General features: G+C 51.7%; 16 protein-coding genes and 1 pseudogene. 9 read left to right on the forward strand and 8 right to left on the reverse strand.

The features are described 5' to 3' along the window. Window positions 1-128 precede the first annotated feature (128 nt). The gene (locus tag NFS35_RS08970) at window positions 129-1,115 is read left to right on the forward strand and encodes a diaminopimelate dehydrogenase (RefSeq protein ID WP_251206793.1); all 987 of its coding nucleotides are present in this window, start codon (window positions 129-131) and stop codon (window positions 1,113-1,115) included. 120 nt (window positions 1,116-1,235) lie between these two features. Here the strand turns inward: NFS35_RS08970 and NFS35_RS29640 are convergent. Further along, window positions 1,236-1,355 (reverse strand): annotated as a pseudogene (locus NFS35_RS29640) (N-acetylmuramoyl-L-alanine amidase); the annotation flags it as partial. A gap of 320 nt (window positions 1,356-1,675) precedes the next feature. Between NFS35_RS29640 and NFS35_RS08980 the strand changes: the two are divergent. Both NFS35_RS08980 and NFS35_RS08985 read left to right on the forward strand, forming a co-directional pair. Continuing rightward, window positions 1,676-2,857, forward strand: a complete 1,182-nt coding sequence (locus NFS35_RS08980) for an ATP-binding protein (protein ID WP_251206794.1) — start codon at window positions 1,676-1,678, stop codon at window positions 2,855-2,857. Between the two features lie 4 nt (window positions 2,858-2,861). After that, complete coding sequence (locus NFS35_RS08985; RefSeq protein ID WP_251206795.1) at window positions 2,862-3,605, forward strand: PD-(D/E)XK nuclease domain-containing protein; 744 nt, start codon at window positions 2,862-2,864, stop codon at window positions 3,603-3,605. A 101-nt stretch (window positions 3,606-3,706) separates the two neighbouring features. On the opposite strand, the gene NFS35_RS08990 is transcribed toward NFS35_RS08985, so the two are convergent. The 3 genes from NFS35_RS08990 to NFS35_RS09000 all read right to left on the reverse strand — a co-directional run bounded on the left by NFS35_RS08990 (window position 3,707) and on the right by NFS35_RS09000 (window position 6,613). Then, window positions 3,707-4,417: an N-acetylmuramoyl-L-alanine amidase gene (locus tag NFS35_RS08990; protein ID WP_251206796.1), complete on the reverse strand. Its 711-nt coding sequence runs from the start codon at window positions 4,415-4,417 to the stop codon at window positions 3,707-3,709. Between the two features lie 45 nt (window positions 4,418-4,462). Next, window positions 4,463-6,169: a glycosyl hydrolase family 18 protein gene (locus NFS35_RS08995; protein WP_251206797.1), complete on the reverse strand. Its 1,707-nt coding sequence runs from the start codon at window positions 6,167-6,169 to the stop codon at window positions 4,463-4,465. Window positions 6,170-6,376: 207 nt separating this feature from the next. Further along, window positions 6,377-6,613, reverse strand: a complete 237-nt coding sequence (locus tag NFS35_RS09000; protein ID WP_251206798.1) for a hypothetical protein — start codon at window positions 6,611-6,613, stop codon at window positions 6,377-6,379. A 571-nt stretch (window positions 6,614-7,184) separates the two neighbouring features. On the opposite strand from NFS35_RS09000, the gene NFS35_RS09005 reads away from it, so the two are divergent. Beyond that, window positions 7,185-7,937 carry an adaptor protein MecA gene (locus NFS35_RS09005; protein WP_251206799.1) on the forward strand — a complete coding sequence of 251 codons (753 nt, stop codon included), beginning with the start codon at window positions 7,185-7,187 and terminating at the stop codon, window positions 7,935-7,937. A 90-nt stretch (window positions 7,938-8,027) separates the two neighbouring features. Here the strand turns inward: NFS35_RS09005 and NFS35_RS09010 are convergent, their stop codons facing one another. Further along, window positions 8,028-8,219, reverse strand: a complete 192-nt coding sequence (locus NFS35_RS09010) for a DUF1858 domain-containing protein (RefSeq protein WP_251206800.1) — start codon at window positions 8,217-8,219, stop codon at window positions 8,028-8,030. Window positions 8,220-8,567: 348 nt separating this feature from the next. Between NFS35_RS09010 and pflB the strand changes: the two genes are divergently transcribed. The 5 genes from pflB to NFS35_RS09035 all read left to right on the forward strand — a co-directional run bounded on the left by pflB (window position 8,568) and on the right by NFS35_RS09035 (window position 12,204). Beyond that, complete coding sequence (pflB, locus tag NFS35_RS09015) at window positions 8,568-10,604, forward strand: formate C-acetyltransferase (protein ID WP_251206801.1); 2,037 nt, start codon at window positions 8,568-8,570, stop codon at window positions 10,602-10,604. Between the two features lie 35 nt (window positions 10,605-10,639). After that, window positions 10,640-10,843: a hypothetical protein gene (locus NFS35_RS09020; protein WP_251206802.1), complete on the forward strand. Its 204-nt coding sequence runs from the start codon at window positions 10,640-10,642 to the stop codon at window positions 10,841-10,843. A 99-nt stretch (window positions 10,844-10,942) separates the two neighbouring features. Continuing rightward, window positions 10,943-11,185 (forward strand): autonomous glycyl radical cofactor GrcA3, encoded by a 243-nt coding sequence (grcA3, locus tag NFS35_RS09025; RefSeq protein WP_251206803.1) that lies wholly within the window; start codon window positions 10,943-10,945, stop codon window positions 11,183-11,185. 90 nt (window positions 11,186-11,275) lie between these two features. Beyond that, entirely contained in the window at window positions 11,276-12,022 is a 747-nt protein-coding gene (pflA, locus tag NFS35_RS09030) for a pyruvate formate-lyase-activating protein (protein ID WP_251206804.1), read from the forward strand. Between the two features lie 14 nt (window positions 12,023-12,036). After that, window positions 12,037-12,204, forward strand: a complete 168-nt coding sequence (locus NFS35_RS09035; RefSeq protein WP_251206805.1) for a DUF362 domain-containing protein — start codon at window positions 12,037-12,039, stop codon at window positions 12,202-12,204. A 23-nt stretch (window positions 12,205-12,227) separates the two neighbouring features. On the opposite strand, the gene NFS35_RS09040 is transcribed toward NFS35_RS09035, so the two are convergent. The 3 genes from NFS35_RS09040 to rplI all read right to left on the reverse strand — a co-directional run bounded on the left by NFS35_RS09040 (window position 12,228) and on the right by rplI (window position 14,879). Next, window positions 12,228-12,947, reverse strand: a complete 720-nt coding sequence (locus NFS35_RS09040) for a MerR family transcriptional regulator (protein ID WP_251206806.1) — start codon at window positions 12,945-12,947, stop codon at window positions 12,228-12,230. A gap of 137 nt (window positions 12,948-13,084) precedes the next feature. Then, a complete protein-coding gene (gene dnaB / locus NFS35_RS09045; RefSeq protein ID WP_251206807.1) occupies window positions 13,085-14,428 on the reverse strand; it encodes a replicative DNA helicase in 1,344 nt (447 codons plus the stop codon). A 4-nt stretch (window positions 14,429-14,432) separates the two neighbouring features. Then, window positions 14,433-14,879, reverse strand: coding sequence for a 50S ribosomal protein L9 (rplI, locus tag NFS35_RS09050; protein ID WP_251206808.1), 447 nt, complete (start codon window positions 14,877-14,879; stop codon window positions 14,433-14,435).

Here is a 14,879-nt window from a genome sequence, read left to right on the forward strand (position 1 = left end):
TCGCAACGACAGCAGGGACATCGCGGCGATGGCAGAAACGTTGTGGCGGCAACAGAGACACCACAGCGATAACAGGAACATCGCGGGGATGGCCAGCATAAACATGCGCGAAAGCGAAAGGAGACGCTATGAGCATCAGAATCGGTATTTTAGGCTACGGCAATCTGGGACGGGGCGCGGAGTGCGCAGTCCGCCAGAATCCGGATATGGAACTGAAAGCAGTGTTTACCAGGAGGAATCCCTCAGATGTAAAGATTCTCACGAAAGACGCGCAGGTCTGCCATGTGGAGGAGGCGGCCCGCTGGACGGATCGGCTGGACGTGCTGATCCTCTGCGGCGGCAGCGCCACCGACCTCCCGGTGCAGACACCTGAGTATGCGAAACTTTTCAACGTAGTGGACAGCTTCGACACCCACGCGAAGATTCCCGAACATTTCGCCAATGTGGATGCCGCGGCAAAGGAGGCCGGCAAGACCGCTATCATCTCCGTGGGCTGGGATCCCGGCATGTTCTCCCTGAACCGGATGTACGCCAACGCCATTCTTCCCGACGGAAAGGACTATACTTTCTGGGGCCGGGGCGTCAGCCAGGGGCATTCCGACGCCATCCGCAGGATTGACGGCGTAAAGGATGCAAAGCAGTACACCATTCCCGTGGACAGCGCTCTCGAGGCAGTGCGCGCCGGCGAGAACCCGGAACTGACCACCCGGCAGAAGCACACCAGGGAATGTTTCGTAGTGCCCAGGGAGGACGCGGATCTGGCGAAAATCGAAGAAGAAATCAAGACCATGCCCAACTACTTTGCCGACTATGACACCACCGTCCATTTCATCAGCGAGGATGAGCTAAAGCGCGACCACAGCCGCATCCCCCACGGAGGTTTCGTGCTGCGCAGCGGCTCCACCGGCTGGGGACAGGAGAACCGCCATCTGATCGAATACAGCCTGAAGCTGGATTCCAATCCCGAATTTACCGCCAGCGTAATCGCCGCCTACGCGAGAGCGGCATACCGGCTGTCCAAAGAGGGCGCCCATGGCTGCAAGACCGTTTTCGATATCGCCCCTGCCTACCTGAGCGCAAAGAGCGGCGAAGAACTTCGGGCCTCACTGCTCTGACCTGTTTTCTGTCCCACACAGAACGGCTCATTGAACCGAACCGCACAAAAAGGCGCAGATATGCTACCCTGCGCCTTTTTTATGCAGAATCCAGCCCTCTCCTGCCATCCCTGATTCCGTTCACCCCTCACTGTTCAGGTACTGCAAAATCCCCATATGTATGGCCCAGGCCACCCGCTGCTGATATTCCGGCGTACAGAGCTTTTCTGCCTCGGCGCTGTTGGACAAAAAGCCGCATTCGGATTCAGCTCCTAATAGGCAGACTTTACATTACAATGGGTAATCTACTAATAAAATGCACTTGCTTCATTTAATGTTTACAGAATAAGTCAACACCCCCGCTGCAAGCAACGGGGCATCAAGCTTTCAGCGCTGCAAAGCTGAAAGTGTCCTGCGGGCACTTTGGTATGCGACCCTCTCGGCATTCGCCAAATGGATGCCGGCGCATCCGCCTGGCTCATTGCCCTCGGGAATCAATTAAACGGATTAAAAATCAATAAAAAGGTTTAATTCGGTTAAAAATGTGGTATAATGGATAAAACGGATAAGGAGGTACGCATATGGGACTCAGAGCAGAAGATGTCTTCCGCCCCGGGGCATTTCCGGAATACACCTATATATCGCGAAAATCTGCCATTTCCGACCTGCCCTATGAATTCCGGCTGATGCAGGCCATCAAGGTATCCGGCTTCCTGACTTCTCTGGTAGGCCCTTCCAAAATGGGAAAGACCATTTTATGTGAAAAGGTCATTGGATTCGAACATATCGTGGAGATTTCCGGAGCAGACTTCGATGAGGATACGGACTTCTGGAAGCTGGTCTCTGCCAAAGCCGGGCTTGCATATGAAGGCCAGTTTGCATCCGAAAAGCAGATTCCCAGCACCAGCGACAAATATACCAAAAAGGAAACTTTCTCCCTGACCAAGGATAAGATTATAGAATATTACAAGGAAAACGATCTGGTTCTGGTCATAGACGACTTCCACTATGCCCCGGAAGGAAAACGAATGCAGATTGCACAGCAGCTCAAAGATGCCATCCGCAGGGGATTTAAAGCCATTGTGGTCTCCCTTCCTCACAGGGCAGACGAAGCAATTCGGCAGAATGCAGACCTTTCCGGCCGCTTAAGCCTGATCAACATGGAGCCATGGGAAGTAGACGATTTAAAGGAGATTGCGAAGCTGGGGTTTGGAAAGCTGAACATTTCCATTGAGGATTCCATTGCAGCGCAGATTGCCGTAGAAAGCCTTTCCTCTCCTCAGCTGATGCAGTATATCTGTCTGAACATCTGCACCATGCTGGAAATGTCCGGGGAGGAAAGCCGGCAGATCCGCCAGGAAATTCTGGAAACCGCCTATCACTACACCACTGCAAACTTTGAATACGGAGATGTGGTGTCTCTGATGCAAAAGGGGCCGAATACGCGCGGTAAAAGCCGGAACACATTCCGGACTGTCAATGGAGAGGAACATGATATTTATGAGTTGATTGTAAAATCTATTGCAGAAAATCCTCCCATTATGAAGTTGGAATTTGAGGATGTGAAAGAGCGCATCTACCGCCTGCTTGCAGACGACAGCAAAAAACCGTCCCCTCAGATGCTCCGGGAAAGCCTGGCAAAGCTGAAAGAATTGCTGTATGGGCGGGAAGATATTTTTAAGGTACTTGACTGGAAAGAAGGGAGCCTCTATATTCTGGATCCTCTGTTCTTATTCTATCTGCGATGGGGAGGCGCACGCTGACAACATGTTTAATAGTATGAACAATTACATAACAAGTATACCGAATGCCGTTACACGGCTGAAAGATGTAAAAGATGGCCAAGAATTTTCCTCTTTACTGGCTGGTTTGAGGACTTTTCTGAAAACACTGGACAGCAACCCGCAATGCCTGATGGAGTTGGAGCAGCGGGCGTACTATGTTGTAAATGAATATTCTGACAAAGAGACAATGAGCAATCTGGATTCTGCAAGGAATCGGGTCATTGCATATCTTGAACAGATTATGACTGGTTCTCCTGCAGATGAACGCCTGCTCACCATACTTGAAAATTACTATCTTTTTCTGGAAGCTCTTCTGGAGCGTCCGCCCCACGGGCGTGGCGGCATCCAAACAGAACAGCTGTCAGGGCTGAAAATCCAGAATGAATACGATGTCCAACATCTGCTGTATGCCTATCTGAAACCCATTTATCCGCTGGCAAGGGCTGAAGTCAGCGAGGATACAGGCTATGGCACAGTCCGGACAGATATCTTTCTGGATTCTCAGCATGTCATTGAAGTAAAGTGCACTCGGGGCAGCATGCCGCAAAAGAAACTGATAGAAGAACTGGAAGCGGATATGGTGCATTACCATGCGGAACATATCTATTTCTTTCTCTATGATAAGGAAAAGATAATTGAAAATCCCAGGTTGTTCCGCAATATCTATGAAAACAAAGTAAAAGGGAAACAAATACATATTGTTATCCATCAGCCTAAAATACTATAAAAGTCTTTCTGCGGAGAGAGGAATCAGCTGCCGATCAAGTCTGTCCTAAAAAGGCATCCTTAAATAATGCTCTCCGCAGAATGCTTTACGAGCTCTCCTGCCTATTTTTCATTTTCACTCAGATACTGCAGAATCCCCATATGTATGGCCCAAGCCACCCTATCCTGATACTCCGGCGTGCAGAGCTTTTCCGCCTCTGCGCTGTTGGAAAGAAAGCCGCACTCCACGATGACGATGGGCACCCCTGTCTTCTTCAGCAGATAATAACTGTCATTAGCCTTGACCTGCCGCTTATTTTCCGAATCCACATTTTCCACCAGCTGACTCTGAATACTCTCCGCCAGCCTCTGCCCCTGTACGCTTCCCGTGTAGTAAAATACCTGCGCCCCATGCACATACTCCTCCGGATAGCTGTTCTGGTGGATGCTGACAGTCAGCGCCGGGGCCGTCTCCTCTATCAGCGCGATCCGCCGCTTCATGTCCTGGACCTTTTTGTTGGAGGCATCCGCGTCGTTCAGCCCGGCATCCGACTCTCTGGTCATCACTACCTCCACGTCATTCATCTCCAGATACTGCTTCACCAGCTCCGCAATCTGCAGATTCACATCCTTTTCATTGGCTCCGTTGATTCCCACCTTGCCGGGATCGTCCCCTCCATGCCCGGCGTCAATGACAACGCACCTCTTTTCCTCCTGCGCCTCCACGCTGGTGCCTGCCACATAGGCAGCCGCCTCCCGCCCCACATACAGCATGGCGGCCAGCAGCAGCAATGTCATGGCAATCGAAGAAAGCTTATACTGAAATCGGTTCATTTCCTGTCCTTATGCATTTCTTTCTACTATCTATATTCAGCAGAATCAAAAATTTGCATAAGCATTTACCAAATCCCAAGCCTGCTCCGTTCCATAGCCCAGCCGCCACACTGCCACGCCTCCTATGTTCTTGGCTTTCATCACGTTGAGCTTCACCGAGATGGATTCAGCGTCCTCCACCCAAATCTGGTAGGTCACGTTCCCGCTCTGCCACTGTGCGTAGTTCTGACAGGTGGCCTCGTCCCACTCCGGCACCACGTTCACCCGCTGCAGATAGTCCGCCACATTGTTCAAAGTGATATACTGGTCCGTCACATTGGCCCCTTCCGTCTGCCACAGAATCGTATAGAAAGGCAGCGCGTTCACCACTTTCTCCGGCGGCACCTGCTCCTCATTCAGCGTCCTGTCCAGTCCGTTGGACACGTAATCTATGCTGGCCACACTGCCCGGATCGCCGCTGCCGTGCCAGTGCTCGTCATATCCCATGATAATCACATAGTCGGCCACTCGTCCCTGAATGTCCAGTCTATAGTAATTGTTGAAGTTAAAGGGCACATAGCTGTCCACGGACAGAATCAGTCCGTTCTCCCGGCAGAGCACGGAAAGTTCTTTGAGAAACTGTACATAGTGCTCCCCGCACTCCTGGGGCAGCCCTTCATAATCGAGATTGATGCCGTCCAGCCCCAGCCCCAGAGAAGTATCCACCATGCTCCGCGCCAGCTGCCGGCGCTTGGTGGTGGAGGAGAGCACCTGGTAGGTACTGATATCCGCGCCCGTCTCGTTCTTGAAATTAAAATTGTCCCAAACGCCCCACACCTGAAGCCCGTACCCATGGGCCTGCTGTACATATTCGCCGCTGGCGTAGGAACGGAAATTGCCCTCGTTGTCATTTAAGCTGAACCACGTAGGCGCAATCACATTCATGCCTTTCCCTTCCGCCACCATGGCCTCCAGCGTGTCATTTCCAGCCTCGCCGCCGATGGCGTGGAAGCCAAGATTCACCTTGCCCGGCAGGGACAGGGAAGTGTACTCCGCCGGCACATAGTCCGTCACAGGCAGCTCCGTCTCCGTCATCCCGTTGCCCAGACGCTTGTTCTCCACATAGCCGATCAGAGAGTCGGAGGTCTTCACCTCGCTCCAGGTCTCCATCTCATTTAACAGTTCTACCTTTTCCCCTTTCTCCAGCTCCCGCAGGATGGGGCTCTTGATGCCGCCCAGCGTCCGTATCTGCGTGTCTTTCAGGACTTCCATCATCTGCTTTTCCCCCCACTGGGTGTACAGCTGTATATGCCTGTCCAACAGCTCATAGGAAAAATTCGCGAACATCTTCACATACTCCGCCGCCACATACAGCCGCTCTCCCTCCAGGAAACATGTGGCATATTCCGTGGGATGGCTGCCTGCTTTGTCAGAATATTCCCTTCCGCCAAAAGCAGTGGTCACCGTGTCGTTCGCCGTAGTATAGAGGAGTTTCTGCTCGCCCATATCCACATAAAAACCTTCATTCAAATACAGCTCCATGGTATCTATGTCAAAATATACCGCATTCTCCCGCAGCAGAGCCTTCTGCTCCACTTTCTCGTCCTGGAGGATGATTGCAAGCTCCCCATCCGCCACTCCGAAATATTCATTCAGATCCGCAAGCTCCTTGCTATAGGAATACTTGTCCAGGATTCTCCCTCCGAATCCTATGAGGGCGACGATTACAATCAGCACCAGAGCCACGATTACCGGTATCATTTTCTTTTTCATTCTCAGTCCTGACCTTTCTTTAGAATAGAGGCGTTCCCAACAGACTCATACATCATACCACATTTACTATTCTAAGTCATTAACAAATTTGTAATAATTTCAGCAATTATCCAAATCCTGGTGCCGCCGATATGCGGGAGCGCCGCCGCTGTCAGCATGAGAGGCAATCCCAGCCTGCAGCAGCAGACGGCGCTCCCGGCCGTCCGGTTACCTGCGCGTCACTCTGTCGAAACGTATCTGTTCGATGATCCCCGCAGCGTCCAGCACGTAGTCAGCCATATAGGGACTGTTCTCCTGTACCGCCTTGGAGACCACCTCGTCCGGAAGGGCTTCCTGCCCGTCCACGAAGAGCGCCACTCCGCTGCGCCTCATCTGTTCCAGCCGCGCACGCATATGCTCTCTTACCGTCTCCATATCCTCTACTTCTAGTTTCTCATCATACAACGGACTTCCTCCTTGTTCCCAGGCTTCCCGCCCAAAAGGAGCATAGATCATGTGATGAATCAAAATGTGGCTGCGCCATACAGGAAGCCTGTCAGATAAAAGTAAAGCGGATGCCTTCAGCAGTACGGCAACGGAAAAAATTTCCATTGCGGATTTTGTTTAAATTGAATTATAATTGTGAAAATTAGTTGACATACTTATGATCAGGCAGTTTGTATCACCGATTTTTGCCTGGAAGACATCCTTAGATTTATGCCAGTTTCTTTCTACTGTCATATAATGTGATATACACACCTAGAATAATAAAGGATGAAGTGGAACGACCCGTTCCAAAACAGTTTAATCAACCTGAAGCCAAGACTGCTGCCCCCTTCCCTGTACAGAGTACCGAGGGCATCCGCACTTTTACTATACCATAGTCGTACAGCTTTGGCAAGCGAAAACACACGAATTCTTAAAAAACTTTAAACTCAGAATCTGCCTATTGACTTAAAGAAGATGAAAGTATATGATGACATCACGTAACTCATAATTTTACAGTTCAGTTAGGCAGAACGGAAAGGGTTGTCGCATGAAGATAGAAAAAGTAAATGAGAACCAGATTCGCTGCACTCTGACCAGAGAAGATTTGGCAAGCCGCGAACTGAAAATCAGCGAACTGGCTTATGGCACAGAAAAGGCCAAGACCTTGTTCCGGGATATGATGAGGCAGGCGAACTGCGAATTCGGTTTTGAGGCCGAAGATATCCCCCTTATGATAGAAGCCATCCCGCTAAACGCGGAGTGCATCGTATTGGTCATCACCAAGGTGGAGGATCCCGAGGAGCTGGATACCCGCTTTTCCAGATTCGCCCCCTCCGTCACCGAGGAGGACGAGGGCGAAGAAATGTATTCCCAGTACGCGGAGGACGCGGCAGGCGAGATTCTGGACCTCTTCCGCAGAATGCAGACGGATCAGGGGACCGACACGCCGGAGGGGCAGCCTGGCGGACAGGCGGAGGCGGACAGCACGAATCATGTGCGGATTTTCCGTATGGCCTCCCTGCAGCAGGTCATGGAAGTGTCCGCCATCATCGCGGGCAGCTACCGGGGCTTAAGCTCCCTGTACAAGGAGGATCATTCCGGGAGGAAGCCCGAGGGCTATCTGCTGCTGCTCTCCCAGGGCGATGAGAGCGTCGAGGCTTTCGACAGAGCGTGCAATACCGTATCGGAGTACGGCGTACCCCAGCGCTATGTACCTGCCAGCAGCGCATTTCTGGCAGAGCACTATGAGGCGCTGATTCAGGAGGACGCCATCCACGCGCTTGGATTTGTACCGCGGTAAAAGGCGGCAGATATCGGCAAAAGAGGGGCAGCCCGGGAAAGCGATTCCGCAGCCGCCCCTTTTTTCGTCCGAAAGGACTCCCGGGAGTCTTTACAGCTCAGCGATAGCTTTCATCAGGGCATCGATATCGATTCCGTGCACCATGGCGGCCTCCTCAAGGGATTCCCCCTGGGCGGAAGGGCAGCCCAGGCAGTGCATTCCCGCCTCCAGCAGCACGGGTGCCACATCGGGATTCGTGCTCAGGATTTCGCCGATGGTCATTTCCTTGGTTATATTGCTCATGATCTTCTCCTCTCTGTGATTGTATTTTACAGGGCTTCTATAACACAGAAAACGCTTAGTGAACCCTATAATCATACATTTTATATGATTCCGCAAAATCTGACAAGCTATTCTTGATTCATTGAAGCAGAAATTTCATAATTCTGGCAGAAATTGTGAATCAATTTCCGTGTACCACGGCTCTATTACAAATTTTTGAAAAATTCGGTCAAAACCCGCGTATGTACAGAAAAAAGTACACATTCTCTCCTTGACTCTCACCCTTGTTTTTCATATAATAAGCATAAGGATTAGAAGTAACATTTTCTCTTTTAAACTAATTCAAATTTTACAGGAGGTTATTTCAAAATGAGACCAGAATGGACAGATTTTGTGGCAGGCAAATGGGACAAAGAAGTCAACGTCCGCGACTTCATCCAGAGGAACTATCATCCCTATGACGGCGATGAGGCATTCCTTGCCGGCCCCACACAGAACACCAAGGATCTGTGGGCACAGGTGCTCGATCTGCAGAAGAAGGAAAGAGAAGCCGGCGGCGTCCTGGATATGGATACCAAGGTAGTCTCCACCATCACTTCCCACGGCCCCGGATACCTTGACAAGAGCAAGGAGACCATCGTAGGCTTCCAGACCGACAAGCCTTTCAAGAGATCTCTGCAGCCTTACGGCGGCATCCGTATGGCAGAGAAAGCCTGCTCCGACAACGGCTACGAGGTGGATCCCGAGATTTCCGAGTTCTTCTCCACCCACAGAAAGACACATAACGCTGGCTGCTTCGACGCTTACAATCAGGAGATGAGAGCATGCCGTTCCTCCCATATCATCACAGGTCTTCCCGATGCTTATGGCCGCGGACGTATCATCGGCGACTACAGACGCGTAGCTCTGTACGGTATCGACAGACTGATCGAGGACAAGCAGGAGCAGAAGGATTCCACAGGCCGCGTGATGACCGATGACATCATTCGTCTGCGCGAGGAGATTTCCGAGCAGATAACTGCCCTGAAGATGATGAAAGAGATGGCTGCTTCCTACGGCTGCGATATCTCCAGACCCGCTGCCAACGTACAGGAAGCCATCCAGGCCACATACTTCGGATATCTCTGCTCTGTAAAGGAACAGAACGGTGCCGCCATGTCCCTGGGCCGTACTTCCACTTTCCTTGACTGCTATGCGGAGAGAGACCTGAAGAACGGCACTTTCACCGAGGAGCAGATTCAGGAGTTCGTTGACCACTTCATCATGAAGCTGCGCTGCATCAAGTTCGCACGTACTCCTGAGTACAACCAGATTTTCGCAGGCGATCCCGTATGGGTGACCGAGTCTCTGGGCGGCGTAGGCGTAGACGGCAGACCCATGGTTACCAAGATGAGCTTCCGTTATCTGAATACCCTGACCAACCTTGGACCTTCTCCCGAGCCGAACCTGACCGTTCTGTGGTCCACAAGGCTTCCGGCAAACTGGAAGAGATACTGCGCGAAGATGTCCATCCAGACTTCTTCCATCCAGTACGAGAACGATGACCTGATGAGAATCGATCACGGCGATGACTACGGTATCGCATGCTGCGTATCCTCCATGGTAATCGGCAAGGAGATGCAGTTCTTCGGCGCCCGCGCTAACGTGGCTAAGTGCCTGCTGTACGCTTTGAACGGCGGTGTTGACGAAGTCACCAAGAAGCAGGTAGGTCCCAAGTATCGCCCTGTAGAGGGAGATGTGCTCGAGTACAATGATGTATGGAGCAAGTTCGTGGATATGCTCGAGTGGCAGGCAGACGTATATGTAAATACCCTGAACATCATCCATTATATGCATGACAAGTACTGCTATGAGAGAGCTGAGATGGCTCTGCATGACAGAGATGTGAAGCGTTACTTCGCAACCGGCGTGGCTGGTCTGTCCATCGTGGCTGACTCCCTGTCCGCTATCAAGTACGCCAAAGTAGAAGTAGTCCGTGACGAAGACGGCGTCATCGTCGATTTCAAGACCACGGGCGACTTCCCGAAATATGGCAACGACGATGACCGTGTAGACGAAATCGCACAGATGGTAGTCCACACTTTCATGACCGCCATCAGAAGACACCACACCTACAGGAACGGTATCCCTACCACCTCCATCCTGACCATTACCTCTAACGTTACCTATGGTAAAGCTACCGGTAATACTCCCGATGGACGCAGAAAGGGACAGCCTTTCGCTCCTGGCGCCAACCCGATGCACGGCCGCGATACCCACGGTGCAGTAGCGTCCCTGGCTTCCGTATCCAAGCTTCCTTTCAACGATGCACAGGATGGTATCTCCAATACTTTCACCATCGTTCCCGGCGCTCTGGGCAAGGAAGACAAAGTGTTCTCTGGCGACATCGAGTTGGACTTGAAGTAAAGTGACGAAATCGCTTCAGAAATATAGGAGGTACTATGGACGAGAACAAAATGATTGATGACCTCGTAAATATGCTGGATTCCGGCATGGCCGGAGGTGTGGGACATGTGAACGTGGACTACGACCAGCAGGTTGAAGAGTCAAAGAGCGTTCAGACGATGGGCTGCACGGATTGTTCCAGGACACCGTTGGCCTGCAGCGTACCCACCCTTGAGCAGGGGCTGGACGATTATCAATAGTCCTGCCTCTCATGCAATAAAGTGAATATGGTACAGATACATTCCTGCATCTGTACCACAAAATCTCATATAATGTAAATATATAAGGAGGAAAATATTATGGCTACAAACAATGCACAGGTTGACAACCTCGTTAACTTACTTGACGGCTATGCTACAAAGGGCGGCCATCACCTCAACGTAAACGTGCTGAACAGAGATATGCTCCTGGACGCTCAGAAGCATCCCGAGAACTATCCTCAGCTGACCATCCGCGTGTCCGGATATGCCGTTAACTTCATCAAGCTCACTCCCGAGCAGCAGGCTGACGTCATTTCCCGTACTTTCCATGAGGCCATTTAATCCGTTTGGCATCAGGTAACAAGATGGGCTTAACCCCGGGGAGAGAAATCTCTCCGGGGTTTCATGGACATTAGAAAGAGCGGTAATCTTATGCAAGGCAGAATTCATTCATTAGAGAGCTTTGGAACGGTTGACGGTCCCGGCACACGTTTTGTGGTATTCGTGCAGGGCTGTCCCATGCGCTGCGCCTATTGCCACAATCCCGATACATGGGATTTGAGCGGCGGCACGCTCATGGAGCCTTCCTACATCATCGAGCAATATGAGAAGAACGAAGCATTCTATGCAAACGGCGGAGGCCTGACTGTCACCGGCGGCGAGCCGCTGATGCAGGTGGATTTCATGATTGACCTGTTCACGCTGGCCAAAGAGAGAGACATCCATACCTGTATCGACAGTTCCGGCATAGCTTTCAATCCGGACAACGAACCGTTATTGCAGAAGCTGGACAAACTGATGACGCTGACAGACCTGGTCATGCTGGACATCAAACATATCGACCCCGAGAAACATCGGGAGCTTACCATGCAGCCCAATGAGAACATCCTGAAGTTCGCAGCCTATCTCAACGAGAAGCATGTGGACATGTGGATACGCCATGTGGTAGTGCCCGGCATCACAGATGACGAAAAGTATCTGTTCGATTTAGGATACTTCATCGGCCAGTTCGACAATCTGAAAGCTTTGGATGTGCTTCCGTACCATACCATGGGCGAGAAGAAATACGAGAGCCTGGGGATGGAATACAAGCTGAGGGGTGTCCCTGCCATGGATAAGGATAAACTGCTGGACAAAAAGAAAGCAATCATTGACGGAATCAAAAAAAGACGATCATAAAGGAGGATACTGCAATGGCATATGTAATCGGCGATACTTGTGTAGCTTGCGGTGCATGCGAGGCACAGTGCCCTGTAGGCGCTATCAGCATGGGAGACGGCAAGTTTGAAATCGATCCCGAAAAGTGCATCGAGTGCGGTGCATGCGCAGGCGCTTGCCCTACCGGCGCTATCACACAGTAACAATCATTTATCCGGGGCGCTTCCTACAACAGGAAGCGCCTCTTCTTTTTCCCCTCCGTCCCAGGCTGTTCATTCTCCGGCTTTTCCTGATTCTTTTTATCCGAATCTTTCTCCGGCTTCGCTTTCCTGGTGCGGCTCTTCTTGCGCAGAAGCTCGTCCATTTTTTTAAAATGCTCCTCGTCCCGCTCTGCCAGCATCCTGTCCCTGGCTTCCTCCCGCTCCTCCTGCATGCGGAACTGATAGTCCAGCTCTTTCACCACACTCTCCCGGATCTCGCGGGTCAGATCTTTGTTATTCTCCTGCAGAGTCTGGCGTATCAGCTGCTGCAGCAGCCATTGGAGCCTCCTGGATTTATCCTCCCTGGATTCCTGCATGGCTTCCGGCTCCCTGCTCTTATTGGGAACGATGTCTATGGCAAGCCCGCCTGTCCTCTCTGCCATATCTGTCCGATAATCCGCCTCTTCCCTTATCTGGTCTTCCGCCGCGCTCTCCTGCACCGAATCGGGAGGCAGCACATCCAATTTTCCGTCTTTCAATATCATCTTGATTGCTTTCAACTGCAGTCCCCTCTCTTTCATTCCTTTTATCTGCTTAAAACGCTCCACATCCTCTTCCGTGTAGTAACGGTGGCCCAGCTCATTGCGCTTGATGGGCAGATGAAGTTCCTCCTCCCAGTAGCGCAGCACATGGCTCTCCACCTTCACTTCCTTTGCCGCATCTGAAATCAATAAATAATTGCCCATTCTTTCTCCTTTCCTTTGAAGTAATGCCGTCAGCTTTGCTGACAATATACCTCTGGGCGCCCCTGCGCATAAAAAAGAGAACAAGCATATCTGCTCATTCTCTTTTGTAAGTTTTCCCAATTATATATCAGCTTCTGTCAGTCCCCTGCCGGCTTGTGCTCCAGATTCATGAACCTCTGGTATTCCGGCAGCCACGCCAGCTCCACCGTGCCTATGGGACCGTTTCTCTGCTTGGCGATGATAATCTCGGCGATTCCTTTCTTTTCCGAATCATGATTATAATAATCATCCCTGTATATGAACATGACCACGTCGGCGTCCTGCTCAATGGCTCCCGACTCTCGCAAATCGGACAATATGGGACGGTGATCGGGCCTCTGCTCCACTGCCCGGGAAAGCTGCGAGAACGCGATTACCGGTACGGACAGCTCTCTCGCCACCGCTTTCAGGGAGCGGGATATCTCGGATATCTCCTGCTGCCTCGATTCGGTTTTCCCATTTCCTGTCATCAGCTGCAGATAGTCGATCAGTATCATGGAGAGATTGTGCTCCAGCTTATATTTGCGGCATTTGGAGCGCAGCTCCGCAATGCCGATGCCCGGCGTGTCGTCGATAATCAGGGAGGACCTGCCGATCACTCCGGCGCTCTCAATCAGCTTCTCCCACTCCTGATCGTTCATCTGGCCTGTGCGGAGCTTCTGGGAATCCACGCTGGACTCCATGGAGAACATTCGGTTCACCAGCTGCTCCTTGCTCATTTCCAGACTGAATATGGCCACTGTCAAGCCTTTCTTGAACGCGGCGTGTCTGGCCAGGTTCAGCTCGAAAGCGGTCTTTCCCATGGAGGGACGGGCCGCTATCAGCACCAAATCAGAGGGCTGCAGCCCAGCCGTGCGATAATCCAGATCCAGAAAACCTGTAGGGACCCCTGTGACGCTCCCCCGGTTCTTTGCCGCCGCCTCTATCTTGTCCATGGCATTCATGACCACCTGCCTGATTGGCACATAGGAGTCGGTGGTACGCTTCTGCACCAGCTGAAAGACACGTTTTTCGGTATCTTCCAATATGTATTCCAGACTTTCCCTGCCCGCATAACAGGTGTTGGCAATGTCCTCGTTCAGCCGGATCAGGCGGCGCAGCGTAGCCTTTTCCGCCACAATGGCGGCATAGGACTTGATATTCGCAGATATCAGCGGCGCGCTGAGAAGCTCCCTGACAAATTCCAGGCTGCTGACCTCCGGCGGCACATCCTTAGTCCGCAGGCGCTCCTGAAGCGTCACAAGATCCACCGGGCTTCCGGCATCATGCAGCTCGCACATCGTGTCGAACAGGACGCCGTACTGCCTGTTGTAAAAATCCTCGCCGCTTATCAGCTCCGAGGCGGTGGCTATGGCCTCCCTGTCCAGCAGCATGGAGCCGATTACGGACTGCTCTGCCTCCATGTTGTGGGGCAATATCCTTTTAAGTACGTTCTCTTCCATCGCTTCACGCTTCTACCACTTTCACCATTAGCTTCCCTGTCACCTGGGGGTGCAGCTTGATGGGCACCTCGTAGGAGCCGAAATTCTTCAGGCTCTCTGTCAGCTGAATCTTCTTCTTATCGATTTCGATATTATGCTGCTCCTGGCAGGCCGCGGCGATTTCCTTGGAGGATACGGATCCGAAAGTCCTTCCGCCCTCTCCTCCTTTGATTTTCACCACGATATGCTTGTCCTCCAGCTGAGCGGCCAGAGCCTTTGCCGCCTCCATCTGCTCCTGGGCACGCTTGTCCTCATTGGCTTTCTTAAGCTTTAAATCATTCATATTTCCGGCCGTGGCCTCGATGCCGATTTTCTTGGGCAGGACATAATTTCTTGCGTATCCGTCGCTGACATCGATGACATCGCCTTTCTTGCCCAGCTTTTTCTCGTCCTGTAACAATATAATCTTCAT

The sequence above is a fragment of the Acetatifactor aquisgranensis genome (assembly GCF_943193215.1).
Lineage (GTDB): Bacteria > Bacillota > Clostridia > Lachnospirales > Lachnospiraceae > Acetatifactor > Acetatifactor aquisgranensis.

Excerpts from the sequence above, each read along its gene's own strand:
- pflA (WP_251206804.1), top strand. The coding sequence starts at position 11,276 with ATGCAAGGCAGAATTCATTCATTAGAGAGCTTTGGAACGGTTGACGGT.
- NFS35_RS08970 (WP_251206793.1), top strand. The coding sequence starts at position 129 with ATGAGCATCAGAATCGGTATTTTAGGCTACGGCAATCTGGGACGGGGC.
- NFS35_RS09005 (WP_251206799.1), top strand. The coding sequence starts at position 7,185 with ATGAAGATAGAAAAAGTAAATGAGAACCAGATTCGCTGCACTCTGACC.
- grcA3 (WP_251206803.1), top strand. The coding sequence starts at position 10,943 with ATGGCTACAAACAATGCACAGGTTGACAACCTCGTTAACTTACTTGAC.
- NFS35_RS08985 (WP_251206795.1), top strand. The coding sequence starts at position 2,862 with ATGTTTAATAGTATGAACAATTACATAACAAGTATACCGAATGCCGTT.
- dnaB (WP_251206807.1), bottom strand. The coding sequence starts at position 14,428 with ATGGAAGAGAACGTACTTAAAAGGATATTGCCCCACAACATGGAGGCA.
- pflB (WP_251206801.1), top strand. The coding sequence starts at position 8,568 with ATGAGACCAGAATGGACAGATTTTGTGGCAGGCAAATGGGACAAAGAA.
- NFS35_RS08995 (WP_251206797.1), bottom strand. The coding sequence starts at position 6,169 with ATGAAAAAGAAAATGATACCGGTAATCGTGGCTCTGGTGCTGATTGTA.
- NFS35_RS09040 (WP_251206806.1), bottom strand. The coding sequence starts at position 12,947 with ATGGGCAATTATTTATTGATTTCAGATGCGGCAAAGGAAGTGAAGGTG.
- NFS35_RS09035 (WP_251206805.1), top strand. The coding sequence starts at position 12,037 with ATGGCATATGTAATCGGCGATACTTGTGTAGCTTGCGGTGCATGCGAG.
- NFS35_RS09020 (WP_251206802.1), top strand. The coding sequence starts at position 10,640 with ATGGACGAGAACAAAATGATTGATGACCTCGTAAATATGCTGGATTCC.
- NFS35_RS09010 (WP_251206800.1), bottom strand. The coding sequence starts at position 8,219 with ATGAGCAATATAACCAAGGAAATGACCATCGGCGAAATCCTGAGCACG.
- NFS35_RS08980 (WP_251206794.1), top strand. The coding sequence starts at position 1,676 with ATGGGACTCAGAGCAGAAGATGTCTTCCGCCCCGGGGCATTTCCGGAA.
- NFS35_RS08990 (WP_251206796.1), bottom strand. The coding sequence starts at position 4,417 with ATGAACCGATTTCAGTATAAGCTTTCTTCGATTGCCATGACATTGCTG.
- rplI (WP_251206808.1), bottom strand. The coding sequence starts at position 14,879 with ATGAAGATTATATTGTTACAGGACGAGAAAAAGCTGGGCAAGAAAGGC.